This is a genomic window from Bradyrhizobium mercantei (assembly GCF_001982635.1).
Taxonomy (GTDB): domain Bacteria; phylum Pseudomonadota; class Alphaproteobacteria; order Rhizobiales; family Xanthobacteraceae; genus Bradyrhizobium; species Bradyrhizobium mercantei.
This window is the reverse complement of record NZ_MKFI01000002.1, coordinates 895,433-917,851: the sequence shown is the minus strand read 5'-3', so window position 1 is coordinate 917,851 and position 22,419 is coordinate 895,433. Positions and strand designations below refer to the sequence as shown.

At 65.9% G+C, this 22,419-nt stretch carries 24 protein-coding genes; 13 read left to right on the top strand and 11 right to left on the bottom strand.

Annotated elements, in window-relative coordinates; translation table 11 throughout:
* Nucleotides 1-108: 108 nt before the first annotated feature.
* Nucleotides 109-1,011 carry a LysR family transcriptional regulator gene (locus BI327_RS11875; RefSeq protein WP_076860402.1) on the top strand — a complete coding sequence of 301 codons (903 nt, stop codon included), beginning with the start codon at nucleotides 109-111 and terminating at the stop codon, nucleotides 1,009-1,011.
* A 20-nt stretch (nucleotides 1,012-1,031) separates the two neighbouring features.
* Here BI327_RS11875 and BI327_RS11870 read toward each other — a convergent pair whose 3' ends face one another.
* Nucleotides 1,032-1,928: a LysR family transcriptional regulator gene (locus BI327_RS11870; RefSeq protein ID WP_210191186.1), complete on the bottom strand. Its 897-nt coding sequence runs from the start codon at nucleotides 1,926-1,928 to the stop codon at nucleotides 1,032-1,034.
* 215 nt (nucleotides 1,929-2,143) lie between these two features.
* Here BI327_RS11870 and BI327_RS11865 point away from each other — a divergent pair, with 215 nt between their 5' ends.
* Complete coding sequence (locus BI327_RS11865) at nucleotides 2,144-3,661, top strand: MFS transporter (protein WP_076860400.1); 1,518 nt, start codon at nucleotides 2,144-2,146, stop codon at nucleotides 3,659-3,661.
* Nucleotides 3,662-3,707: 46 nt separating this feature from the next.
* Here the strand turns inward: BI327_RS11865 and BI327_RS11860 are convergent, their stop codons facing one another.
* Entirely contained in the window at nucleotides 3,708-4,112 is a 405-nt protein-coding gene (locus tag BI327_RS11860) for a cupin domain-containing protein (protein ID WP_210191199.1), read from the bottom strand.
* An 80-nt stretch (nucleotides 4,113-4,192) separates the two neighbouring features.
* Complete coding sequence (locus tag BI327_RS11855; protein ID WP_076860398.1) at nucleotides 4,193-4,594, bottom strand: Ohr family peroxiredoxin; 402 nt, start codon at nucleotides 4,592-4,594, stop codon at nucleotides 4,193-4,195.
* Between the two features lie 148 nt (nucleotides 4,595-4,742).
* Between BI327_RS11855 and BI327_RS11850 the strand changes: the two genes are divergently transcribed.
* Both BI327_RS11850 and BI327_RS11845 read left to right on the top strand, forming a co-directional pair.
* Complete coding sequence (locus BI327_RS11850) at nucleotides 4,743-5,210, top strand: MarR family winged helix-turn-helix transcriptional regulator (protein WP_076860397.1); 468 nt, start codon at nucleotides 4,743-4,745, stop codon at nucleotides 5,208-5,210.
* A gap of 149 nt (nucleotides 5,211-5,359) precedes the next feature.
* Nucleotides 5,360-5,851, top strand: a complete 492-nt coding sequence (locus tag BI327_RS11845) for an EF-hand domain-containing protein (RefSeq protein WP_143271584.1) — start codon at nucleotides 5,360-5,362, stop codon at nucleotides 5,849-5,851.
* 8 nt (nucleotides 5,852-5,859) lie between these two features.
* On the opposite strand, the gene BI327_RS11840 is transcribed toward BI327_RS11845, so the two are convergent.
* Together BI327_RS11840 and BI327_RS11835 are read right to left on the bottom strand one after the other, a co-directional pair.
* Nucleotides 5,860-7,206 carry an ATP-binding protein gene (locus BI327_RS11840; RefSeq protein ID WP_076860395.1) on the bottom strand — a complete coding sequence of 449 codons (1,347 nt, stop codon included), beginning with the start codon at nucleotides 7,204-7,206 and terminating at the stop codon, nucleotides 5,860-5,862.
* Nucleotides 7,203-7,925, bottom strand: a complete 723-nt coding sequence (locus tag BI327_RS11835) for a response regulator (protein WP_076860767.1) — start codon at nucleotides 7,923-7,925, stop codon at nucleotides 7,203-7,205. Before BI327_RS11835 ends, BI327_RS11840 begins: the two co-directional genes overlap by 4 nt.
* Before the next feature lie 285 nt (nucleotides 7,926-8,210).
* On the opposite strand from BI327_RS11835, the gene bamA reads away from it, so the two are divergent.
* The gene (bamA, locus tag BI327_RS11830) at nucleotides 8,211-10,712 is read left to right on the top strand and encodes an outer membrane protein assembly factor BamA (RefSeq protein WP_076860394.1); all 2,502 of its coding nucleotides are present in this window, start codon (nucleotides 8,211-8,213) and stop codon (nucleotides 10,710-10,712) included.
* Here the strand turns inward: bamA and BI327_RS11825 are convergent.
* Nucleotides 10,704-11,255: an AAA family ATPase gene (locus tag BI327_RS11825; RefSeq protein WP_076860393.1), complete on the bottom strand. Its 552-nt coding sequence runs from the start codon at nucleotides 11,253-11,255 to the stop codon at nucleotides 10,704-10,706. The genes bamA and BI327_RS11825 overlap by 9 nt on opposite strands.
* Before the next feature lie 214 nt (nucleotides 11,256-11,469).
* Between BI327_RS11825 and BI327_RS11820 the strand changes: the two genes are divergently transcribed.
* Together BI327_RS11820 and BI327_RS11815 are read left to right on the top strand one after the other, a co-directional pair.
* Nucleotides 11,470-12,636 carry a substrate-binding protein gene (locus BI327_RS11820; protein WP_159450436.1) on the top strand — a complete coding sequence of 389 codons (1,167 nt, stop codon included), beginning with the start codon at nucleotides 11,470-11,472 and terminating at the stop codon, nucleotides 12,634-12,636.
* Nucleotides 12,637-12,774: 138 nt separating this feature from the next.
* A complete protein-coding gene (locus BI327_RS11815; RefSeq protein ID WP_076860391.1) occupies nucleotides 12,775-13,992 on the top strand; it encodes an MFS transporter in 1,218 nt (405 codons plus the stop codon).
* A 7-nt stretch (nucleotides 13,993-13,999) separates the two neighbouring features.
* Here BI327_RS11815 and BI327_RS11810 read toward each other — a convergent pair whose 3' ends face one another.
* Together BI327_RS11810 and BI327_RS11805 are read right to left on the bottom strand one after the other, a co-directional pair.
* Nucleotides 14,000-14,644 (bottom strand): Vgb family protein, encoded by a 645-nt coding sequence (locus tag BI327_RS11810; RefSeq protein WP_076860390.1) that lies wholly within the window; start codon nucleotides 14,642-14,644, stop codon nucleotides 14,000-14,002.
* Between the two features lie 33 nt (nucleotides 14,645-14,677).
* Entirely contained in the window at nucleotides 14,678-15,898 is a 1,221-nt protein-coding gene (locus BI327_RS11805) for a helix-turn-helix domain-containing protein (RefSeq protein ID WP_076860389.1), read from the bottom strand.
* Between the two features lie 101 nt (nucleotides 15,899-15,999).
* Between BI327_RS11805 and BI327_RS11800 the strand changes: the two genes are divergently transcribed.
* Complete coding sequence (locus BI327_RS11800; protein WP_245334797.1) at nucleotides 16,000-16,239, top strand: hypothetical protein; 240 nt, start codon at nucleotides 16,000-16,002, stop codon at nucleotides 16,237-16,239.
* 5 nt (nucleotides 16,240-16,244) lie between these two features.
* Here BI327_RS11800 and BI327_RS11795 read toward each other — a convergent pair whose 3' ends face one another.
* Nucleotides 16,245-17,336, bottom strand: a complete 1,092-nt coding sequence (locus tag BI327_RS11795) for an adenylate/guanylate cyclase domain-containing protein (RefSeq protein ID WP_076860387.1) — start codon at nucleotides 17,334-17,336, stop codon at nucleotides 16,245-16,247.
* Between the two features lie 77 nt (nucleotides 17,337-17,413).
* On the opposite strand from BI327_RS11795, the gene BI327_RS11790 reads away from it, so the two are divergent.
* Nucleotides 17,414-17,872 (top strand): SRPBCC family protein, encoded by a 459-nt coding sequence (locus BI327_RS11790; RefSeq protein WP_076860766.1) that lies wholly within the window; start codon nucleotides 17,414-17,416, stop codon nucleotides 17,870-17,872.
* Between the two features lie 7 nt (nucleotides 17,873-17,879).
* On the opposite strand, the gene BI327_RS11785 is transcribed toward BI327_RS11790, so the two are convergent.
* Nucleotides 17,880-18,521, bottom strand: coding sequence for an HD domain-containing protein (locus tag BI327_RS11785; protein ID WP_076860386.1), 642 nt, complete (start codon nucleotides 18,519-18,521; stop codon nucleotides 17,880-17,882).
* 206 nt (nucleotides 18,522-18,727) lie between these two features.
* Here BI327_RS11785 and BI327_RS11780 point away from each other — a divergent pair, with 206 nt between their 5' ends.
* Nucleotides 18,728-19,693 (top strand): GlxA family transcriptional regulator, encoded by a 966-nt coding sequence (locus BI327_RS11780; protein ID WP_076860385.1) that lies wholly within the window; start codon nucleotides 18,728-18,730, stop codon nucleotides 19,691-19,693.
* 88 nt (nucleotides 19,694-19,781) lie between these two features.
* Complete coding sequence (locus BI327_RS11775) at nucleotides 19,782-20,348, top strand: histidine phosphatase family protein (protein WP_076860765.1); 567 nt, start codon at nucleotides 19,782-19,784, stop codon at nucleotides 20,346-20,348.
* A 153-nt stretch (nucleotides 20,349-20,501) separates the two neighbouring features.
* Here the strand turns inward: BI327_RS11775 and BI327_RS11770 are convergent, their stop codons facing one another.
* On the bottom strand, nucleotides 20,502-20,855 hold the full coding sequence (locus BI327_RS11770) for an MmcQ/YjbR family DNA-binding protein (protein WP_076860384.1): 354 nt from the start codon (nucleotides 20,853-20,855) through the stop codon (nucleotides 20,502-20,504).
* A gap of 175 nt (nucleotides 20,856-21,030) precedes the next feature.
* Here BI327_RS11770 and BI327_RS11765 point away from each other — a divergent pair, with 175 nt between their 5' ends.
* Together BI327_RS11765 and BI327_RS11760 are read left to right on the top strand one after the other, a co-directional pair.
* Entirely contained in the window at nucleotides 21,031-21,663 is a 633-nt protein-coding gene (locus tag BI327_RS11765) for a PadR family transcriptional regulator (protein ID WP_245334775.1), read from the top strand.
* 23 nt (nucleotides 21,664-21,686) lie between these two features.
* Nucleotides 21,687-22,331 (top strand): O-methyltransferase, encoded by a 645-nt coding sequence (locus BI327_RS11760; RefSeq protein ID WP_076860382.1) that lies wholly within the window; start codon nucleotides 21,687-21,689, stop codon nucleotides 22,329-22,331.
* Nucleotides 22,332-22,419 lie beyond the last annotated feature (88 nt).

The window sequence follows — 22,419 nt, the reverse complement described above, 5'->3', positions numbered from 1 at the left end:
CGTTCGCAGGCGCATCGCATGAGGTGCGGCCGCCGATCGATTTCGAGGAAGATGGCCTGTCTGTCTGTGATAAGATATTATCGAGACTTGCGAAGAGAGTTTGCACAAATGCACAGCCCCCTCGATTGGAATGATCTCCGTCTCGTCCTCGCCGTTGCGCGGGAGGGCAGCCTGTCGGGGGCGGCGCGCAAGCTCGGCGTCACGCATTCGACGGTGTTTCGCCGCCTCGGCGCGATCGAAGCGGCGATCGGAACGCGGCTGTTCGAGCGATTCCGCGACGGCTACGCGCCGACGCCGGCCGGCGAGACCGCGGCGGCATCGGCGGCCCGGCTCGAGGACGAGGTGCTTGCGCTCGAGCGTAAGCTGGCGGGACAGGACCTCAGGCCGTCGGGCACGGTCCGGATCACGACAACGGACACGCTCGGCGCGGTGCTGATGCGGCATCTGCCCGCGATGCGTGCCGCGCATCCGGAGATCCAGCCCGAGATCATCATCTCCAATACGATGGCGAACCTGACCCGCCGCGAGGCCGAGATCGCGATCCGGCCGACGCCGGCCCCGTCCGAATTGCTGGTCGGACGGCGCATCGCCGATATCGCCCATGCGGTCTACGGATCGCGCGCATATCTCGCCCGGCGCGGCGACAAGGATCTGTCGGCGCATGACTGGATCGGGCTCGACGACGCGCTGGCGGGGACCGTCATCGCGGGCTGGATGCGCGAGAGGCTGCACGCGGCGCGGATCGCCTGCCGCGTCGATGCGCTTCCGGCGCTGTGCGATGCCGCGGTGGCCGGATTGGGACTTGCCTTGCTGCCTTGCTATGTCGGCGACCTTGCGCCCGCGCTGCGCCGCCTGACGCCGAAGGCGCTCGCCGAGCCGCGCTCGGCGCTGTGGCTATTGACGCATGACGATCTCAAGCGCACCGCGCGCATCCGCGCCACGCTCGATTTTCTCGCCAAGGCGCTGGCGTCGGAGCGCGCGCTGTTCGAGCGAAGACGCGCCGGGCGCTAGTCGGCGCAGATCATTCACATCTAGAGAACTTCGGCCGGGGTGCTGTTTGCCGCGCGCTCTGCGGGGAGGCGGTGATGCTCACGAAAGGCACCGACAATCGTCTTCACGACCGCGCGGGATTTCGCATCTGACAGCGCTGACAGCAGCATGATCTCGGACGGCGGGAGCGTGGGCAGGCCGAACCGCCGGCTGACCTCGATCGTTCCGGCCGGCGCAAGCCGGCAGGAGAACACGGACGTGGCAAGGCCGGCGGCGACCGCGTCGGCGACCGCAAAGGATCCGCAACCGAGGAAAGATTCCGTCCACGGGATTCCGGCCGCCGCAAGCGCGCGCGTCGCGATGTTGAGCACGCCGCAGGACGGCGAGGAGGCGGCCAGCCGCAGCGGCTCGCCGGCTCGATGGATAAAGTCCGGCGTCGCGAACCAGCCATAATGGTCAGTCGCCAGCATCTCGCCGTCGCGGCGGTCGTCCTCGCGGCGGATGATGGCGGCGTCGATGTCGCCGCGGTCGAACGCATCCAAAAGATCGCGGGAATCGTCGAGCCGCACCTCGATGGTGAGCGCCGGGTCATGCGCGTGCAGCCGCGCCAGCAGGGTAGGCACCTCGGCGCCGCCGACGTGGGTGGCGATACCGAGCGAGAAGCGACCTAAGCGCGTGGGCGCAAGCCCCGCGACGGCGCGATCATGCGCGGCGAGCAATTCGCGCGCCGGCGTGAGGAACGCGGCCCCCTGTGCCGACAGGCGCACCAGCCGCGGTGTCCGCTCGATCAGCCTGTGGCCGACCTGGCGCTCCAGCCGCTTCAGCTTGACGCTGATCGCGCCCTGGGTGGTGCCGAGTACCTCGGCGGCGCGCGTAAAGCTCTTGAGATCAGCGATGGTCACGAATGTCTTCACGGCGTCGACGTCGAGCGTGGTCATGTCAGTCATCCGGATTTGTTGTCTCTGAAATATCTAGTCATCCAATTCACCAATGCTCAAGCCGTGACTAGCTTTGCGTTGTGATGCGCTGTGGCCACCCGATTCCTGCCGCTGCTGCCTCAATACATCGTGAGTCGATCGATCCGACGCTGCTGCCAGCACCCTGGCAACAGCGTGCGGTATGCCGTTGGCTCGCCACAACAAAAGGCCTGATCATGTCCACTGAATTGAGCCGCCGCGGCGCTGTCGTGCTGTCCGCAGTATGCCTTGCCTGCCTGATGTTCGGATTGGAGATTTCCAGCATCCCCGCGATCCTGCCGACGCTCGAGCGGGTGCTGCAGGCCGACTTCAAGGCGCTGCAATGGATCATGAACGCCTACACCATCGCCGTCACCACGGTGCTGATGGCGATCGGGACGGTGGCCGACCGCTACGGGCGCAAGCGCATCTTCCTGGTCGCGATTGCGGCGTTCGGCATCACGTCGCTGATCTGCGGTGTCGCCTCGAGCGTCGAAATGTTGATCGCCGCCCGCTTCCTGCAGGGGCTGAGCGGCGGCGCGCTCCTGATCTGTCAGATCGCGGTGCTGTCGCATGAGTTCCAGGGCGGCCGGGTGCGCGCCGTCGCCTGGGGCTGGTGGGGCGTGATCTTCGGCATCGGCCTCGGCTTCGGCCCGATCATCGGCGGCGCCGTCGTTGCGGTGCTGAGCTGGGAGTGGGTGTTCCTGGTTCACGTGCTGTTCGCAGCCGTCGCGTTCGTGCTCACGATCGGCGGCGTGCATGAATCCAGGGATCCGAAGGCGAGCAGCCTCGACGTCGCCGGCATCGTGACGATGTCGGTCGCGGTGTTCTGTCTCGCTTTCTACATCACGCAGGGGCCCGATCTCGGTTTCGGCAGCCCGAAGGGGCTCGCGATCCTCGGCGTCTCGGCCGCGAGCTTCGTCGCGTTCCTGGTCGCCGAGAGGATCAACCGGCGGCCGATGTTCGACTTCTCCGTGTTTCGGATTCCGGCGTTCTCCGGCGCGATCGTCGGCTCGGCGGCGATGAACCTGAGCTACTGGCCTTTCATGATCTATCTGCCGATCTGGTTCCACGCCGGCCTCGGCTATGACAGCGTGTCCGCGGGACTTGCCTTGCTCGCCTACACGCTGCCGACGCTTGTGATGCCGCCCTTTGCCGAGCGCCTGTCGCTGCGCTACCAGCCGGGCCTGATCATCCCGGCGGGGCTGTTCACCATCGGCGCTGGCTTCATGCTGATGAAGTTCGGCAGCGCCGCCGCGCAGCCGGATTGGTTGACGATGCTGCCGGGCTGCCTGCTTGCCGGAATTGGCCTCGGCATCACCAACACGCCGGTCACCAACACCACGACCGGCTCGGTCTCGAGCGACCGCGCCGGCATGGCCTCCGGCATCGACATGAGCGCGCGGATGGTGTCGCTCTCGGTCAACATCGCGCTGATGGGCTTCATCCTGGCGAGCGGCGTGCTCGCGCATCTGAAGGCGGTGTTGCCGGCGTTGGACGGCGCGCAACTCCGTGTCATCGCCGAACGGATCGCATCCGGCGACGCCGCATCCGCGCCGGAGCTGACCGGCCCGGTGATCCATCAGGCGCTCGCCAGCGGCTTCGGCTGGGTGATGCTCTATGGCGGCATCGGTGTCTGGATCATGGCCGCGATCAGCTTCCTGATCTTCAATGCGCAGCCGGTGCGGCAGCCGGAGGTGCAGGGCACCAAGTAAAGCGGTCTCGCCGCGCTCGCCCCAACGATGGGGCGGGCAGGCGAGTTCACTTCACGAGCGTCAACACCGGCTTGTTCTTCTCGAGGATATAGGTGGCAAGCTCGCTGGCGGTGACGTTGCCGACATTCTTCGCCGCATGGATCGTCCCCGCGGGAATGAACAGCACGTCGCCGGCTTTCAGCGTTGCCGGCGGCCGGCCGTCGACGTCGTATTCGAGCGTGCCTGATAGCACGTAGATGATCTCTTCGCCGGGGTGGGTGTGCCGGCCGAACGCCTTGCCCGGCTCGATGTCGACACGGACCTGGACGGCTTCGCGTCCGGGGACGCTAAGGTCATGGCGCTGCAGGTCGGTTCGCGTGAAGCCGGCCGGTTGCTGCGCCTGTGCGCTCGGGATCGTCAGGAGACTTGCAGCGAACAACGCCGTTCTTGCGAGGAGGCGCGTCGCCGTCATCAGCTTGCTGGTCATCTCTTAGCTCCAGGTGTTTCGGCCGCGAACCGGGCCGGCCTGCGGCCGGTCCGCGCCGGAAGAGATCAAACGAGGGTGGTCGTGACGTCGATGTTGCCGTGGACTGCCTTGGAGTAGGGGCAGATGCCGTGCGCGGCCTCGATCAGCTGCTGCGCGACCTCGCGCTCGACGCCGGGAACGTGGACGTTGAGGCGCGCGCTCAGGAAGAAGGCGCCGCCGGCCTGGTTCAGATCGATCTCGGCGTCGACCTCCGGCTCGCTTGCGAGCTTGACCTTGCGCTGTCCGGCGGCGAGCTGGATCGCGCCGATGTAGCAGGCCGACCAGGCGGCGGCGAACAGGTTTTCGGCAGCCGGATGCGGCTGCGGCAGCTTGACGTCGAGGAAGCCGTCTTGCGAGCGGGCGGCGCCGTTCGGGCCGGCGGTGACGTGGGTCTTTCCGGTAACGAGAACCTTGGCATTGGCGGTCATGGCGAACTCCTGTTGGATGAATTTAGATCGTGTCCGATCTAATCGGATACGCGTCGAAATAAACCCGCGGTCCGGTCATGTCAAGCACTTCCGATTTAATCGGATACGATTTATATTGGCCGGAACTTCACAAACTCCGGAGACGCCCGTGACCCGCTCATCCAGGGCCGAGCCCAAAGGCCGAAGACTGTCTAATTTTCTGTGCTTTGCGGTCTATTCGGCCAATCTGGCCTTCGGCCGCGCCTACAAGCCGATCCTGGACGCGGTCGGCCTGACCTACACCCAGTACATTGCCATGATCGCGCTGTCGGAGGCCGACGATCAGACCGTCAGCGCGCTCGGCGAAAAGCTGTTCCTGGAATCCAATACGCTGACGCCGATCCTCAAGAAGCTGGAGCAGAGCGGCTATATCAGCCGCACCCGGGATCCCGCCGACGAGCGGCAGGTGCGCGTCAGCCTGACGCCGGCCGGGCGGCGCCTGCTCGACAAGGAGATCAACGCGTCCCTGGTCGAAGCCACCGGGCTCGGCGACGAATTCCCGATCGTGCAGAAGAGCGTGGTCAGGCTGCGCGACAATCTGCTGAACCACACGCGCGGCGATCCGAAGAAGGGCTGATTCTGTGGCGGCGATGCATCAGTGCTGCGCGATGTGCGCGCCGGACCAAATTGTAACGGGCTGTATCCGCCTCCCATGCGTCCGTATTTTCGCCACGGCGTAACCGGCAACTCCGCGTCGCTTCGGGACGACGTGGAGGAGAGATCGATTTGCGCAGGACGTCGCACACCATCTGCGGGATGATCGCCGCGATGAGCCTGGCTTGTACGGCCACGCCGTTTGCAGCGGCGCAACCGGCTGCGCCGGATCAAGCACCGTCGGCGCCTCGCGCGGGCGGCGATCGTTCGCCGGCGACCGCCGCCGAGACCTGGGACGACAATCATGATGGCGTCTACACCTGCGACGAGTGGAAGGCCTATCTCGGGCGGCTGTTCGATCGCGCCGACCGCAATCACGACGGACAGCTCACGCCTGCGGAGTTCGACGGCGTTCGTCGCGCCGGCAGCGCACTCGCCGACGCCGATTTCGGCTATTTCGACGAGAACCAGGACGGCAAGATCACCCGTCGCGAGTTCGTCGACAAGCCGAACGAGTTCATCCTGCAATATGACAAGAACGGCGACTGCCGTGTCACGCCGGACGAACTGAAAGGCTCGGGCACCGACCAGAAGCGGCCGGGCGGCAGGGGCAAGCGATCCTGAAGCTTGACCTAACCGGAGACGAGCTCGGGAAGCGCTGATAGAGGCGGGCTTGCCTCGCTTCGATCCGATCCGAGATGCGTAGCGCCGGGCAATTGGATGCGGACAAGCAGGCCGTGCGGCGTGTTGTCGTGCAAGGAAAGCTCGCCGCCATGCCCGCACACCATGGCCTGCGCGATCGAAAGCCCAAGTCCGAAGCCGCTCTTCTCGTCCATGGTGCGGGCCTCGTCGCCGCGGACGAAGGGTTTCAGCATTTCGGCGCGGCGGTGCTCCGGAATCCCGGGACCGTCGTCTGCGACGTCGATAATGGTCTGATCGGCGGATGCGGCCAGCCGGATATCGACCTCGCTGCCGAACCGCAGGGCGTTTTCGACGAGGTTCGTCACGGTGCGGCTGATCTCGCTGGGGCGGATCAGGAGCGAAGCCCTGACCGGGCCGTGATAGCGCACGACATGGCCGCAATCCGAGAATTGCTCGCAAATCGTCTGCAGCAGGGCGGCGACGTTTACCAGGGTCGGCTTTGCCGCGCTGCCGCTGCTCAGGAATGACAGCACGGATTCCAGCATGGCCTGCATCTGGTCGAGATCGTGCAGCGTCTCCGCGCGCTGGGCATCGTTCTCGATGTATTCGGATCGGAGCCGCAGCCGGGTGATCGGCGTGCGCAGATCGTGACTGATGGCGGCGAGCATGCGCGTGCGGTCGTTCATCAGGGTGGTGATGCGTTCGCGCATGCGGTTGAGCGCGACCGCCGCGGCGCGGATCTCCTCCGGGCCGCTCTCCGGCAGCGGCGCGGCGGCCTGGCTGATGCTGAAATTCTCGGCGGCGCGGGCAAAGGCCGAGAGCGGCGCGCTGAGCGCGCGACCCGCCCACACGCCGAGCAGCGTGACGCTCACGAACAGGAACAGCACCGTGCTGACCCAGAAGCCGCCGAAGAAGGGCGGGAGCTTTGCCGAGCCGATGGTCGCTTCGACCACGGCTCCATCCGGTAGCCGAATCGTGGCCGGCGCGGCCTTCGCGGCGAATTCCTGATCGATCGTGCCTGGGCGCGGCGTCCCGGACGAAACATCGCCGGATCGGTCCGGGCTTGCTTCATGCAGCGCGATGCGGAGGCTCGGGAAGGCTCGCCTGGCAGCTTGCAGCACCGTTGCGCGATCGGCACCGGAGCTTCCGGCCAGGAGCTTTGCGATCATCTCGAACTGATGCACCGGCCGGTCCGGAAACGTCCGCGGTTTCTGGCCGATGACGTAGAGCCCGATCAGCGCGTGGATCAAGATCAAGGACAGCAGGATCAGTGCGGCGATCTGGCCGCTGATCCGGTGGAAGCTGAACAGCGCGGCAATCCTGCGGGTCCAGCTCATGCGTCCTCCACATGCGGGGTGAAGATGTAGCCGCCGGTGCGCACCGTCCTGATCACCGACGATCCTTCGCCGGTATCGAGCTTGCGGCGGAGCCGGCTGACCAGCACGTCGATGCTGCGCCCGAACGGGCTGGCCGGCCGGCTGCGCGTCATGGTCAACAGGCCATCGCGCGTCAGGATCCGGCCGGGCCGTTCGCAGAACACCTGCAGCAGATCGAATTCCGCGCTGGTCAGCGGGACCTGGGCACCGTCGGGATCGCGCAATTCGCGTAAGCGGAGATCGATCGTCCAATCCTGGAAACGCAGGCGCGCGGCGCTCTGGCTGGAGCGCCCGGCAAGCCCGGCCTGGGCCTGACGGCGCAGCACGGCGTTGATCCGGGCCAGCAGTTCGCGCGGATTGAACGGCTTGGCGAGATAATCATCCGCCCCCATCTCGAGCCCGAGGATGCGGTCGAGGTCCTCGCCTTTCGCCGTGAGCATAATGATGGGAATCGTCGAGTCGCCGCGCAGGCGACGGCACAGCGTCAATCCGTCCTCTCCCGGCAGCATCAGATCGAGCACGACGAGATCGAGCGAGTGGCCGGCAAGGTAACGATCCATTTCCCTGCCGTTCGAGGCCGTGGCCACCAGGCAGGACTGGTCACGGAGGTAGCGCGCAATCAGGTCTCTGGTTTGCAGATCGTCTTCGACGACCAGGATCTTTGGCGTGTGTGCAAGCATGGTCCGCGACTGGGCCTCATCATAGCGTCTTTCGCACGCGTTCTGCCGCGCGCTCTGCCACCCATCGACCAGCATAGGCGTTGCTTGTGGGCGGCATTACGCCTTTTCATAAGCATAGTGTTTCTGAACTGTGAGCGGCGCGCGCGGGCGGAAACAAACCGCGGCCGCAGCGGCGCCGCGATGCGCTCACAGTCCCAAACCATTGGAAATAATCCCGCAATCCGGCAGCCACACCGCAGCCATCAGCATCGCGACACAACGGGCGGCTTGTTTGCGAGGTGTGGAATGAAGACGTGGCGGAGCCTTGTCGCGGCGATCGTGCTCTCGGGCTTCCTGGTCCCAGGGACATGGCTGGTGTTGGCACCAGTGGCGGCCCAATCCGTTGATGCGATCACGGTGGAGGGTAACCGGAGGATAGAGGCGGAGACCATCCGCTCCTATTTCAGGCCGGGTCCCGGCGGGCATCTCGATCAGGCTGCGATCGATGATGCGCTGAAAGAGCTGGTCGGGACCGGCTTGTTCCAGGACGTCAAGATCAATCGGGTGGGCGGCCGGATCGTCGTGTCGGTGATCGAGAATCCGGTGATCGATCGTGTCGCATTCGAGGGCAACAAGAAGATCAAGGACGAGCAGCTCTCGGCCGAGGTGCAGTCCAAGTCGCGCGGCACACTGTCGCGGCCAATGGTGCAGTCGGATGCGCTGCGGATCGCCGAAATCTACCGGCGCTCGGGCCGCTACGACGTGCGCGTCACGCCGGAGATCATCGAGCGTTCGAACAACCGCGTCGATCTCGTCTTCACCGTCGACGAAGGCGCGAAGACCGGCATCAAGACCATCGAGTTCATGGGCAACAACAGCTACTCGGCGTCGCGCCTGAAAGACGTGATCAAGACCCATGAGACGAACTTCCTGAGCTTTCTCGGCAACGCCAACATCTATGATCCCGACCGTGTCGAGGCCGACCGCGACCTGATCCGGCGCTTCTACCTGAAGCACGGCTATGCGGACGTGCAGGTCGTGGCCGCGCTTGCCGAGTATGATCCGGAACACAAGGGTTTCCAGGTCACGTTCAAGATCGAGGAGGGGCAGCAGTACCGCGTTGCGACGGTGAGCTTCCGCTCGAACATTGCCGGGTTCGATCCAAATACCCTGCGCTCGCTGTCGCGCGTCAGCGAAGGCTCGCTCTACAACGCCGAGGCGGTCGAGAAGTCGGTCGAGGAGATGCAGATCGAAGCGTCGCGGCGCGGCTACGCTTTCGCGGTGGTTCGTCCGGACGGCGACCGGAATTTCGAAGCCCACACCGTCGGGATCGTGTTTCGCGTCGAGGAGGGGCCGCATACCTATATCGAGCGCATCGATATTCGCGGCAACGGCCGTACGCGCGACTACGTGATCCGGCGCGAGTTCGATCTCTCGGAGGGCGATGCGTATAACCGCGCGCTGGTCGATCGCGCCGAGCGGCGGCTGAAGAACCTGGATTACTTCAAGACGGTCAAGATCACCACCGAGCCCGGCTCATCGAGCGATCGGGTCGTGCTGGTCGTCGTATTGGAGGAAAAGTCGACCGGCGACTTCTCGGTGTCGGGCGGCTACTCCACGACCGACGGCCCGCTCGCCGAGGTCAGCATCTCCGAACGCAACCTGCTCGGCCGGGGCCTGTTTGCGAAAGCATCGGTCAGCTATGGCGAATATTCGCGCGGCCTGACCTTGTCCTTTGTCGAGCCGTATCTGCTCGACTACCGCGTGGCGCTCGGCCTCGATGCCTATTACAAGGAGCAACTGCCGACCGCTTATACGAGCTATGGCGTGAAGACGATCGGGTTCTCGCCGAGGCTGGGTCTCGCCTTGCGCGAGGACCTCACCCTCCAGCTGCGGTACTCGCTCTATCAGCAGGAAATCTCGCTCGATAGTGCCTACGCGAACTGCAACAACAATGCCTCCAACACCTCGCTCGCGTTCAATCCGACGCCTGCGTACATCAAGAGCGTGCTCGGCGGTGTCGATCCGACCAACTCGGTCTCGTCAGGGCTCTATGGATATGGTTGCTACGGCGACGGCGAATCCACTCTTCCGGTGCGCGAGGAACTGGCTCAGGGGGCAACCTGGACCTCGATGATCGGATACACCCTGACCTACAACACGCTCGACAACAACAAGAACCCGACGGATGGCTTGCTGATCGATTTCAAGCAGGACTTTGCCGGGGTCGGCGGCGACGTGACCTATCTGAAGAGCGCGATCGACGCGAAGTACTATACGCCTTTGGTGTCCGACCTCGTTGGCCTGATCCATTTGCAGGGCGGCCTGCTCAGCAAGGTCGGAAACAATGATCTGCGCATGCTCGACAATTTCCAGATGGGGCCGAACCTCGTGCGCGGCTTTGCGACCGGAGGCATCGGGCCGCGCGACATCACCTATGCGAGCTTCGGGGCGGTCGGCGATGCGCTCGGCGGCACCAAATATTGGGGTGCGTCGATGGAGCTGCAGATGCCGTTCTGGTTCCTGCCCTCCGAGGTCGGGCTGAAGGGCGCGGTCTATGCGGATGCCGGCTCGCTGTGGGATTACCAGGGCCCGACGTCATGGGCTGCGACCGGCGAGGTGAATACGGCTGCTTGCAAATGCGGACTCCAGTATGACGATGAGAACGTGGTGCGAACCTCGGTCGGTGTCGGCCTGATCTGGGCGTCGCCGTTCGGCCCGCTGCGCTTCGATTACGCGGTGCCGATCACGAAGGGCAAATACGACATCGTGCAGGAGTTCAGGTTCGGCGGCGGAACCTCATTCTAGGCTGAGTGTCGCCAGCACGAAATCGGCCCGCGCGGATGGCGAATTCTTCGGCAGGCTGATGACGTCGTAGCCGAGCATGGGCAGTGTCTCCATCAGCCGCCGATACTCCGCCGTCGCCGCCTCGATGCCGTGCCGTCGCCCGGCGTCGGTCACGTAGATCTCGGGCCATGGCGGCGCCATGAACACGCGCCAGTGATAGCGATGTGCGGCGCAGATCGCGCGCAGCACCGGCTCGCCGGTCAAGGCCTCCAGCGCCGCCGCCGCGTCGATGAGGCCGCGATCGAAGAACACCCATCCGGAATGAGCCTTGGCCATCGCCATATCGTTCAGCGCGACGTCGATGGCGCGACGGAGGAAAGCCGGGGCATCGACCCAGGGCAGCGCGGTGCCGCCGGACGCGAGCTCGTCGGCGATGATGCGGCGGCCGGGCTCTTCGACGACCGGATAGCCGCGTCTGCGCAGTTCGGCCAGCAGCGTCGATTTTCCGCCGCCGGAGCAGCCGGAGATCAGGACGAAGTGGTTTTGCAAGAGGTGTCCTTTCATCAATCATGACAAGGCGTGAGCGGGCATTCCGCGGATGCGGGTTGCCCGATCGGCCGGAAATCCGGGGGAGAAGGACGCGGAGATGTCTCAACGCGCGGTGTGAGGATAGCCTCGAATGTGACGCAAATGGGGGCGCGCTTGACGAATTCTTCAGTGCCACGCCGATAATGTCGACCAAAGCATGGTCGCATCCGGCCTCGCAGGAAAGACGTACATGGCATCACGCTCGATCATCTGCACGACGCTCGCACTGCTGCTCTGTAGCGCTGCGCTTCCGCCTTCGCGCGCGGCGGAATCCAGCGAGCCGATCCGCATCGGCGCCGTGCTGCCGTTCTCCGGCGGCGTCGAGCTCTATGGCCAGCAGGCGAAGCTCGGGCTCGATCTCGCGGCCAAGGATATCAACGCCGCGGGCGGCATTCTCGGCCGGCCTGTCGAGGTGATCTATGCCGACGACAAGACACGGCCGGAGGCCGCCGTCGACGCGATGCGTTCGCTGGTCGAGAAGCAGGGCGTGCTGGCCGTGGTCGGTCCGATCACCTCGCGCAATCTGAATGCGCTGGTGCCGCTTGCCGAGAGCTCGAAGACGCCGCTGCTCTATGCCACCAATTACGAGGGCGGCAAATGCAGCCGCTATCTGTTTTCGTTCGGCGCGGTGCCGAACCAGGAGCTTGGCCAGCTGCTGCCCTACATGACGCAAACCTTCGGCAACACGTATTTCCTGCTCGGCGCCGACCGGGTCTGGCCGCATCAGATGTTCGACATCGCGCAGCCCCTGATCGAGAAGCTCGGCGGCAAGGTGGTCGGGACCAAGTACACGCTGGGGACGGAGACCGACTTCTCACCGCTGATCAAGGAGGTCGCGGCGAGCAAGGCCAAGGTGCTGCTGTTCGCGCTGAAGGGCGACGGGATGGATTTCATCCGGCAGGCCGACGAGGCCGGGCTTCTGAAGGACATCACTGTCGCCTTCCTCGGATTGTCGGAGGTCGATCTCGGTATCTTCCGCGGCAAGGGCCAGAACATGGTGACGGTGGTGCCGGCGGTTGCGGCGAGCGAGGATCCCGCCGTCAAGGCGTTCGTCGCGAAAGCGCGCGCTGCCGCTGAGCCGGGCGTCGCAGTGTCGAACTACGTGATGACGCACTACAACACCCTGATCGCACTCAAGGCGGCGGCAGAGAAGGCGGGCAAGCTCGACAAGGAGGCCATCATCGATGCGATGGCGGGCGTCACCATCGCGTCGCAGACCGGCCCGGTGACGCTCGGTCGAGATCATCACGCGGCGATGAACATGTTCATTGCCAAGACGCAAGGCTCTGATCTCGTGCAGGTCCGTGCGCTCGGCGAGATCGCGCCGCAGCCCGGATGCAGTGTGGCCGGCCGCTGACCACGGGGCGATGGTCGCGGTAGCGGCCGTTGGAGGCCGCCGGGCTCGCAAAAAAGTGAGCAGGTGCGATCAACGGCTGTCGGTTCCACTCCGGGCCGCTCGTCTTCCATCCAGAATGAGCTGCATGGGAGTTCCGGAATGAGCAATTCGACCTATCGCTGGGTGATCGTCGCGGCCGGCGGCCTGCTCGGCTGCGTCGCGATCGGCGGCATGTTTTCGCTGCCGGTGTTCCTGCAGCCGATGGCGCGCGAGACCGGCTGGTCGGTGACCGGCATCTCCAGCGCGATGACGATCGGCTTCCTCGCGATGGCCTTCACCAGCATGATCTGGGGCACGCTGTCCGACCGCTTCGGGCCGCTCGCGGTGGTGCTGACCGGATCGGTCGTGCTGGCGGCGAGCCTTGCGCTCGCCAGCCAGTCGCCGTCACTGCTGGTATTTCAATTCCTGTTCGGCGTGCTGGTGGGCGCCGCCACGGCCGCGATCTTCGCCCCGATGATGGCCTGCGTCACCGGCTGGTTCGATACCCATCGAAGCCTCGCCGTCTCGCTGGTATCGGCGGGCATGGGCATGGCGCCGATGACGATGTCGCCGCTCGCGGCCTGGCTGATCTCCCACCACGACTGGCGGACCGCGATGCTGATCGTCTCGGGCGTGGTCGGCGCGATCATGATCCCGGTCTCGTTGCTGGTGCGCCGTCCGCCGGCGCTGCAAGGCGGCCACGCTGAAGCGCCCTCCGAGAACGGCGAGCCGCCGATGTCGCTGGGACAAGCGCTGCGCTCACCGCAATTCATCATCCTGATCGCGACCAATTTCTTCTGCTGCGCCACTCATTCGGGACCGATCATCCACACTGTGAGTTACGCGGTCACCTGCGGCATTCCGATGGTCGCTGCGGTGACGATCTACAGCGTCGAAGGGCTCGCCGGCATGGGCGGCCGCATCGCCTTCGGCCTGCTTGGCGACCGCTTCGGCGCCAAGCGCGTGCTGGTGCTCGGGCTGCTGGCGCAGGCGTTCGGCGCACTCGGCTATGTCTTCGTGCGCGAGCTCGCGGCGTTCTACGCGGTCGCGGCGATCTTCGGCTTCATCTATGCCGGCACCATGCCGCTCTATTCGGTGCTGATCCGCGAGAATTTTCCGCTGCGGATGATGGGCACCGTGATCGGCGGCACCGCGATGGCCGGCAGTCTCGGCATGGCGACCGGGCCTCTGGCCGGCGGCCTGATCTACGACACCTTCGCGAGTTACACGTGGCTCTATGTCGGCTCCTGGGCCGTCGGCATCGGCGCGTTCCTGATCATGATGACCTTCCGCCCGATGCCGGCGGTGCGGACCACGGCAGCGCCCGCGACGGCGTGAGTCTGCTTCACGCGCGGCCGCGCTTCGGCCGCCGGATCGAGCGCACCTTGTTGTTGGTCGAGCCGCTGCCGCAGAAGAACCGGTCCTTGCCATCGGACTCCAGCCCGGAGACGAACACGCCCTGCGGCATCTCCAGCCGTTCGAGCACCTCGCCGCTCTGCGGATCGATGCGCCGCACATCGCTCTCGTCGCCTTCCCAGGTGCCGTGCCAGAGTTCGCCATCGACCCAGGAAACGCCGGTGACGAACCGGTTGCTTTCGATGGTCCGGATGATCTTGCCGGTTTCCGGATCGACCTGGTGGATCGTGCGGTCGCGATACTGGCCGACCCATAGCGAGCCTTCCGCCCAGGCGAGGCCGGAATCGCGGCCGCCGCCGGGCGAGGGGATCGTCGACAGCACGCGTCCGCTGTTCGGCTCGATCTTCAGGATGCGGTCCTCGGCGATCTGATAGAGGTGCTTGCCGTCGAACGCGGTGCCGGCATGGGCCGCAATGTCGAGGGTGCGGGTCCTGTTGCCACTGTCGGGATCGAACGCCACCAGCTGGCCGCCGGCCGCGAACCAGACCTGCTCGCCGTCGAAGCTGACGCCGCCGACGCTCTCGACGCCTTCGAAGACATATTCACGGATGATCTCGGCTTCGGACTTCTTCATGCGGCGCTCCAGTTGTCTGATTTCAACCCGATGCTAGCCGTTCGGCAGCGGAGCAGGGAGTAACAACGTCGTCGTGAATCCCGGGACCGGGGGCGTCATCCAGCGCCGGGCTCGGGCGCGGCCGACCGACTGCACCTTGCCGGCGGCGGCCAGGGCGTCGAGCGCGCGCTGTACGGTGCGCTGGCTCGCCCCGAGCGCGACCGACAGGGCCGAGCTCGACCAGGCCTCGCCGTCGGCGAGAAACGCCAGCACCGCCGCGTGCTCCTCCTCGACCGGCAGCGCCAGCACGGTCACCTCGCGGCGGCCATGCGGCTCCAGTACGAAGCCATCAGGCGTGGCACTGAGATCGGCAAGCGGCCGCAGCGCCCGGCGCAGCCGTCCGATCTCGACCCGCAGCCGCGCACGGTGTGATTCATCGGCGTGCTTGCCGCGAAAGGCGCGGGCGATCAGCGTGCCGCGCGACACGTCCTGCGGCCAGGCTTCGCCCAGCGCGCGGGCGAGCGCGAACAGCACCGGCCGGCGCGTCAGCGAGACCGTGGTCTTGATATCGCGCACCACATAGCGGCAGGCGTCGACGACAAGCGCCTTCGACGCCATCAGGGCTTCGACCTCTTCCAGCAGCAGCGGCCGCTCGCTGCCGCGCGCGATCAGGCGCGCCGCAGGCGTCGTGAGCAGGCGCGCGGTGCTCTCGACCTCGGCCGCAAGCTCCGCGATGCCGGCGCGGTGTGCCGCATCCTTGGCCCGTGCCAGCGCATCGCGTGCCGGCTTGGTCCGCAGCCGCCGCATCGCGATCCCGGCGACAACCAGTTCATGGCCGACCCGCAGCGCCGGCGGGAAGGGCGCCGGATCGAGGCCGTCAAGCATGCGCTCGGCCGCATCTATGCTCCCGATCAAGAGCAGGCGGCGGATCTCGAGGTAGCCGGCATGCGCGGCGTTGAGTGCATCGCCACGCGCCGCGAGCGTTGCGCGCGCCGCAGCGAGGCTCTTCGAGGGAAAAGAGAGATCGCGCGACACCAGCGCGATCTCGGCCTCGGCCACCACGCAGCGCGCCCGCGCGATGGCTTCTCGTGGCCCGAAGGCGCGTCCGGCGCGCCGCAACAGCTCCTTGGCGCGGGCGAAATCGCCGAGCCGGGCCATCGCGATGCCGCGCAGCGCCAGCGCCGGCGCATCGTCGCGCAGGGCTACCCGTTTCAGTGCGCCGAGGGGATCACCCGCCGCGAGCGCGCGCGCCGCAGCTGATATCAGCGAGTCCATTCGAATCCCGACACACTTGTCACTCTCACCCTCCGAGGCCCGGTTCTAACCTAGCACATGACGACATGGATCATCTCCAGAGAGATCGAATGATGACCAGCATGGAAACGCGTGAAGCCTGGTTGAAGGGCCGGTTTGGCCGACGCGGCGATGTCATGGCGCGCCTGCTGTCGCTGGCGGCGGCGCCGACCTTCGCTGTCATGGCGCTGGTGGCCGCGATGGCGCCGGACGACATGATCTGCGGCGCGATGCAGGGATCGTTCTCATTGCAGGGGATGGTCCCGATGTACGCGTTGATGTGCGCATTTCACCTGGCGCCGTGGTTGCGCCTGTTCCGATGACCGGCTCATGTCTCCGGCAGGGTGAAGACCGCGCAGGGCTGCGCGATGCCGCGGAGTTCATGGGTGCCGAGCGCGATCAGCGGCGTCTCGACCTCGGCGGCGAGCGCGCCCGAGACCAGCACGGTTTGCTCCAGCGGCTTGCACAGGCCCTCCAGACGGCTGACCAGATTGACCGCGGCGCCGATCGCGGTGAAGTCGAGGCGGTCGGCGGCGCCGATATTGCCCCAATGCACTTCGCCGAGATGCAGCGCTACGCCGAAGGGCAGCGGCGGCAGGCCCTGCTTGCGCCGCTCAATATCGAGATGCGCCATGCCGACGCGCGCCGCCGCCACCGCGCGCAACGCCGCCTCGGATGCGCGGCGCGCGCTGGTCGTGACCGGAAAGATCGCGAGCAGGCCGTCGCCGATGAATTTCAGCACCTCGCCGCCGAAAGCGTGGGTCGCACCGGCGATGCGATCGAACCAGGCGTCGAGTGCCGCGATCACCTCGGCGGGCGGACGGCTTTCGGAAAGCGCGGTGAAGCCGCGCAGGTCGGCAAACAACAGCGCCGCCCGAATGGTCTCGCCGGTGTTGCGCCGCAACGGCGATGCCAGGACGCGCCCCGCGCTGCGCCGGCCGAGATAGGCTTCCAGCGCCGCCGTCAATGTCGCGCGCGCCGCCAGCGCGGCGAGCGGTGCGGCCGTGAACCGCGCCGCCTCGCGCAATTGATCCGCCTCTCTGGAGGTGAAGGGGCGTGTTCCGATCCAGCCGAGGGTCGGGCCATCCGGCCGCGTTCCAACCGTGTCCTCGTGGATCGGGCCGGGCGCGAGGCTGCCGAGCCAGCGCCGGCCGGCGTCGCCGGATCCCACCATATCGGGCATCGCAAAGGGTTGTTCCGGCGCGAAGCCGAGCGCCTCGATGACTTCGCCATTGTCGGCACGCCACAGCCAGGTTCGTCTTGCAATCAGCGGGTGCGGAACTTCGAGCGTCAGGGCGCCGCCGGCAAGCGGCAGGCGATCCGTGATAAGGTGACGACCGAGGTCCGCCAGCAACCGGTTTGCGCTCGCGGTCTCGGCCGCGGCGTCGACCAGCCAGCTCAGTGTCGAGGACAATTGCATCACCCCATCATGGGGGTGTTGCGCCGCCCTTGTCACGAATTATCCCGGAAGACCCACCGTCAATGGAGAATGGACCGATGACTGAAGCCTTCATCGTTCAACGCGAGATCCAGATCGCGGCCCCGCCCGCAACCGTGTTCGCGTTCCTGACCGATCCACAGAAGATCGTGAGCTGGATGGGGCTCGAGGCCGAGACCGAACTGCATCCCGGCGGGCTCTATCTGCTCAAGGGCCTCGGTGACGATCGCGGCCGCGCCGCGCGCGGCACGTTCCGCGAGGTTGTGCCGGTGCATCGTCTTGCCTACAGCTTCGGCTGGGAAGGCGGCGCGGAAGTGCCGCCGGGATCGAGCCTGATCGAGATCGACCTGATCGACAAGGATAGCGGTACGCTGCTGCGCATGACCCATAGCGGTCTGCCGAACGCCGAGCAGTGCGCTAGCCATGACAAGGGTTGGGCGCACTATATGGGCCGGCTCTCGCTCGCGGCTGCCGGCCGCGATCCCGGACCGGACCGCGGCCCGGCCAACCGTCAGTGACGTCACCTCATGTCGGCCATTTCGAGCCGAGGATGATCGAGCAGAAGTTCATCCTGCTGTAGTTCATGTCCTTCAGCGCCAGCACGTCGGCCTTGACGTTGCCGAAGGTGGTCAGCGGCTTCTTGATGGTGCCGCTGGCGAAGTGATCGATGATGTTGTCCTTGAAGTTCGCCTCGCGCGGATGGTGCGCGCAGACGTGGTCGCGGTGCTCGTGCGAGAAATCGTCATAGGCGATGCCGAGCACGTCCATCTCGACGCCGGCGGTGACCAGCGCGATGGTCGGGCGCATGTGCTCGGGGATACCCGGCGTGGTGTGCAGCGCGATCGAGGTCCAGACGTCCTCGATGTCGCGCTCCGGCACGCCGTACCCCCTGAGGAAGTCGCGCGCGGCGTTGGCGCCGTCGACCTCGAAGCGCAGATCGGGACTGGCATGATCAGCGGTCAGGCCCATGTCGTGGAACATGGCGCCGATATAGAGCAGCTCGGGATCGAACTGCAGCTTGCGGCGATTGCCGGTCAGCGCGCCCCAGAAGAACACGCGGCGGCTGTGATTGTAGAGCAAATCGTCCTCGGTATCGCGCACCAGCTGGGTGGCGGCGCGGGCCATGGCGCTGTCGGGTACGCGGATGCCGGCGATGATCTCGGTCATTTCAAGACGCTCCTCGATGTGGCAAGACGAAGCCGTGGCGTGCGAACACGCAAGGTCAGCGGCCGTCTCTGCGATGTGTCCGGATCGCCTGGTGGTGTGATCCGTGGGCGGCTTTCTCGCCTGTTCGGGTCCGATCCCGCAACGATCGCGCGCCGCCGGATCGGGCCAACGAGACATCGTTTCGCGCCAGCGGGCAGGGAGAAGGTATGGCGGTTCAGAAGGTCGCGATCGCGATTCACGAAGGGGTTCAGGCGCTCGACGTCGCCGGTCCCGTCGACGTGTTCGCGGAAACCAACGGCTTCGTGCCCGCCGGTCATGGCTATGAGACCGTGCTGGTCGGCGCCAGCCGCGAACCGCTGCGCGCATCGAGCGGCATGAAGATATCGGCCGATCTCAGCTTTGACGAGGCAACGGAGAAGTTCGACATCCTGCTCGTCGCCGGTGGGCCCGAATTGCCCGACGCCGAGCCTGATCCCGACCTCACGCAGTGGCTGCGCGCGGCGCCCGAGCGCGCAGAACTTTACGGCTCGATCTGCACCGGCGCGTTTGCGCTCGGCCATGCCAGGCTGCTTGACGGTCACAAGGTGACGACGCATTGGCAGAACGCGCAGCGGCTGGCGGCGCGCTTTCCGGCCGCCGAGGTGATCCCTGACCGGATCTACATCCGCGACGGCAAGCTGATGACCTCGGCCGGCGTGACGGCGGGGATCGATCTCGGGCTCGCGCTGGTCGCCGAACGGCACGGGCCGCAGGTTGCGGTCGCGGTGGCAAAGCGGCTGGTCGTGGTGGCGCAACGCCAGGGCGGGCAGTCGCAGTTCAGTCCCTATCTCACCGCGCCGGTCGACGAGGATTCGCCGATTGCGCGCGCACAGGCCCATGTCATGCAGCATGTCGGCGAGCGCCACACACTGCAATCGCTGGCCGGCGCCGTCGGCATGAGCGTGCGTAATTTCGGCCGCGCCTTTGCGCAGGAGACCGGCATCACGCCGCACGAATTCGTCGAGCGGGCGCGGGTCGACGCGGCGCGGCGGCTGCTCGAGGGCAGTGACCGGCCGCTGAAGGCGGTGGCGTTCGACTGCGGTTTCGGTTCGGCGGACCGGATGCGCATCGTGTTCAGCGAGCGGCTCGGCGTGTCGCCCGCGCAGTATCGATCGAGTTTTCGCAAACTGTGACGCCGTTCATGAAGTTGAGGCCTGATCGAGGGTAGGATCAACCTGTCTGACGCCACTCTCAATCATGCAACTGATCCGCGAGGCTGCCATGGACGCGCTCACGCTCTTCATCATCCGACATGCCGAGAAGCCGGGCGAGTTTTGGCCGGGACCGGGCTTCACCGCGAACGGCGTGTCGGATACCGAGTCGCTCGTGCTCCGCGGCTGGCAGCGCGCCGGCGCGTGGACGGCCTTGTTCGGCACCGATCTCACCGGCGGCGACTACGCCAAGCCCGATGCGATCTACGCCGCGACGCCCGGAACCGAGCCCAATCAGCCGCCGTCGAGCCGGCCGGCCGAGACGATCTCGGCGCTATCAGCGCGCCGCGGCCTGACGCCGAACGAAGGTTTTGGCAAGGGCGACGAGCCGGCGCTGATGCAGGCGATCCTCGCGCTGAAGGGCGTCGTGCTGCTGTGCTGGGAGCACAAGGCGATCATCTCCGACATCCTGCCGCTGATCCCGGTCAGCAAGGGCAAGCCGCCCACCAAATGGGAAGGCGACCGCTTCGACGTCGTGCTGCGCTTCGAGCGCGCCAAGGGCGACGACAAGTTCGCCTTCAAGGAGCTGTTTCCGAAATTGCTGTGGGGCGATTCCGACAAGCCGCTGGGCGACTGAGAGCCTGTAGATTTATTCAGCCCGTCATTGCGAGGAGCGATAGCGACGAAGCAATCCATGCTTCCGCGTGTGCCGCGCAATGGATTGCCTCGCTTCGCTCGCAATGACGAGCATAAATCCGTCACCGCTGAGCCGCGCGACGGGCTTCGCCGATCAGTCCAGCCCGAGCGCCTTGCGCGATTTTCGCGTCAGCTTTTCGACGATGAGGCCATGCGCCTGATTGAGATAGGCCTTGAGCTCGGCGTCGGGCAGGGCGTCGTTGCCGATCAGCTGCACCCATGTGGCGCGCGCCAGATATGGCGCCGGTCGTGCCAGGCCCTGCTCGATCAGCACTTGATAGGCCATGTTCGAGGTCTTGAACATGAAGCCGCCGGTGCTCTCGATGTAGCCGCCGGCCAGCGCGAACATCTTGCCGCCGACCTTGAACACCGACGTGCCTTCCCATTGCACCATCTTGGTGGCGGCGGGCAGGCGCATGCAGTGGGCTTCGAAGTTCTTGGGGCGCATGGGTCGCAATGGGGAAGGGCTTCAAAGCCATATTCCAGCAGCGTGAGGGCCGACAAGCCCGAACCTAAGCCGGCGATCCCTGGCTGGTTTCGCGCACGGCTCACGAAATCGTAAGTTGTCGTTCGATCCATCGATAGATATATCGTAAGATATGTTTTTAGTAAGGAATGACAGAATGAGACGATCGATGTTTCGCGACCGGGACGATGATGGCTTCCGGTTTGGGTTCTTCGCCATGGGCCGGCACAGAAGGGGCGGCCATCGCTTCGGCCGCGGCGGCCATGGCTTCTTCGGGCGGGGTGGCGGCGGTGACTTTCCGGGATCGCGGCGGCTGTCGTCGCAGGATCTGCAACTCGTGATCCTGGCGCTGCTCGGCGAGCAGCCGGCGCATGGCTACGAACTGATCAAGAAAATCGAGGAGCGGTCGGACGGCTTCTACAGCCCGAGCCCGGGCGTGATCTATCCGGCGCTGACCTTCCTCGAGGAGATCGGCCATGCCAGCGTCACCCAGGATGCGGCGCGCAAGCTCTACAGCATCACCGAGCAGGGCAAGGCGTATCTCGCCGAGAACCGCGCCACCGCCGATACCATTCTCGAGGCGCTGTCGCGGATCGGTCGCCGCATGGAGGAGGTGCGCGAAGCCTTCGCCGGCGTCAGCGATCTCGACGGCGAAGCGTCCGACGACGTGCACCGCGCCCGTCACGCGCTGAAGAGCGCGCTGCGCCAGAAGCGCGGCTGCGATGCCGCCGAGGCACGGCGCATCGCGAAAATCCTCGACCGCGCCGCCGCGGAAATCCTCCAGCAATGACGCAGTCGGAACGGAGACCCTTCATGTACAATGCTGAACCACACAGCGCGATTGCCGATATCAGCGTCGCCGCCGTGATCGAGCGCCTGCAGGCCACACGCCGGGCGCCGGTGCGAGGCAATCCGATGCAGAGCGGCAGCCGCGATCCGCACGACTATGCCGAGCAGGGATTCTCGATCCACCCGGAGCAGGGCGAGCTGATCTATCTGCTGTGCCGCGGACTGCGCGCCAAACGCGTCGCCGAGTTCGCGACATCGGTCGGAATGTCGACGCTCTATTTCGCCGCCGCGATGCGCGACAATGGCGGCGGCACCGTGATCGGCTCGGAGATCGTGCCGGCCAAGGTCGCGACCGCGAAGCGCAATCTCGCGGACGCCGGCCTGGCCGACTATGCCGAGATCCGTGAAGGCGATGCGCGCAAGACCCTGCGCGATCTCGGCGGTCCCGTCGACTTCATCCTGATCGACGGCTGGCCGGGCGACAAGGGGCCGACGCTGGCACGCCAGGTGATCGAGATCGTCGCCCCGCAGCTTCGTGTGGGCGGCTATGTCATGAACGACAATGCCGAGGCGGATTTCCTGGAGTTCGTGCGCGATCCGAACAACGGCTTCGTGTCGATCACGCTGCCGCTCAAGGGCGGCACCGAGCTCTGCCTGAAGGTGGCGTAGCGGGGTTCACCTGCTGGCGTGATTGTGAGCCGTGACGGCATCACGCCATGCTGGATTTTGCCGGCGCTTCTTGCTCTGCTCCGAAAGA

Bases quoted from the DNA above. Each gene is read 5' to 3' on its own strand.
- BI327_RS11775 (WP_076860765.1), top strand. From the start codon at position 19,782: ATGGACGCGCTCACGCTCTTCATCATCCGACATGCCGAGAAGCCGGGC.
- BI327_RS11770 (WP_076860384.1), bottom strand. From the start codon at position 20,855: ATGCGCCCCAAGAACTTCGAAGCCCACTGCATGCGCCTGCCCGCCGCC.
- BI327_RS11780 (WP_076860385.1), top strand. From the start codon at position 18,728: ATGGCGGTTCAGAAGGTCGCGATCGCGATTCACGAAGGGGTTCAGGCG.
- BI327_RS11795 (WP_076860387.1), bottom strand. From the start codon at position 17,336: ATGCAATTGTCCTCGACACTGAGCTGGCTGGTCGACGCCGCGGCCGAG.
- bamA (WP_076860394.1), top strand. From the start codon at position 8,211: ATGAAGACGTGGCGGAGCCTTGTCGCGGCGATCGTGCTCTCGGGCTTC.
- BI327_RS11800 (WP_245334797.1), top strand. From the start codon at position 16,000: ATGGAAACGCGTGAAGCCTGGTTGAAGGGCCGGTTTGGCCGACGCGGC.
- BI327_RS11815 (WP_076860391.1), top strand. From the start codon at position 12,775: ATGAGCAATTCGACCTATCGCTGGGTGATCGTCGCGGCCGGCGGCCTG.
- BI327_RS11875 (WP_076860402.1), top strand. From the start codon at position 109: ATGCACAGCCCCCTCGATTGGAATGATCTCCGTCTCGTCCTCGCCGTT.
- BI327_RS11760 (WP_076860382.1), top strand. From the start codon at position 21,687: ATGTACAATGCTGAACCACACAGCGCGATTGCCGATATCAGCGTCGCC.
- BI327_RS11865 (WP_076860400.1), top strand. From the start codon at position 2,144: ATGTCCACTGAATTGAGCCGCCGCGGCGCTGTCGTGCTGTCCGCAGTA.
- BI327_RS11825 (WP_076860393.1), bottom strand. From the start codon at position 11,255: ATGAAAGGACACCTCTTGCAAAACCACTTCGTCCTGATCTCCGGCTGC.
- BI327_RS11765 (WP_245334775.1), top strand. From the start codon at position 21,031: ATGAGACGATCGATGTTTCGCGACCGGGACGATGATGGCTTCCGGTTT.
- BI327_RS11805 (WP_076860389.1), bottom strand. From the start codon at position 15,898: ATGGACTCGCTGATATCAGCTGCGGCGCGCGCGCTCGCGGCGGGTGAT.
- BI327_RS11810 (WP_076860390.1), bottom strand. From the start codon at position 14,644: ATGAAGAAGTCCGAAGCCGAGATCATCCGTGAATATGTCTTCGAAGGC.
- BI327_RS11785 (WP_076860386.1), bottom strand. From the start codon at position 18,521: ATGACCGAGATCATCGCCGGCATCCGCGTACCCGACAGCGCCATGGCC.
- BI327_RS11790 (WP_076860766.1), top strand. From the start codon at position 17,414: ATGACTGAAGCCTTCATCGTTCAACGCGAGATCCAGATCGCGGCCCCG.
- BI327_RS11835 (WP_076860767.1), bottom strand. From the start codon at position 7,925: ATGCTTGCACACACGCCAAAGATCCTGGTCGTCGAAGACGATCTGCAA.
- BI327_RS11820 (WP_159450436.1), top strand. From the start codon at position 11,470: ATGGCATCACGCTCGATCATCTGCACGACGCTCGCACTGCTGCTCTGT.
- BI327_RS11870 (WP_210191186.1), bottom strand. From the start codon at position 1,928: ATGACCACGCTCGACGTCGACGCCGTGAAGACATTCGTGACCATCGCT.
- BI327_RS11855 (WP_076860398.1), bottom strand. From the start codon at position 4,594: ATGACCGCCAATGCCAAGGTTCTCGTTACCGGAAAGACCCACGTCACC.
- BI327_RS11840 (WP_076860395.1), bottom strand. From the start codon at position 7,206: ATGAGCTGGACCCGCAGGATTGCCGCGCTGTTCAGCTTCCACCGGATC.
- BI327_RS11860 (WP_210191199.1), bottom strand. From the start codon at position 4,112: ATGACGGCGACGCGCCTCCTCGCAAGAACGGCGTTGTTCGCTGCAAGT.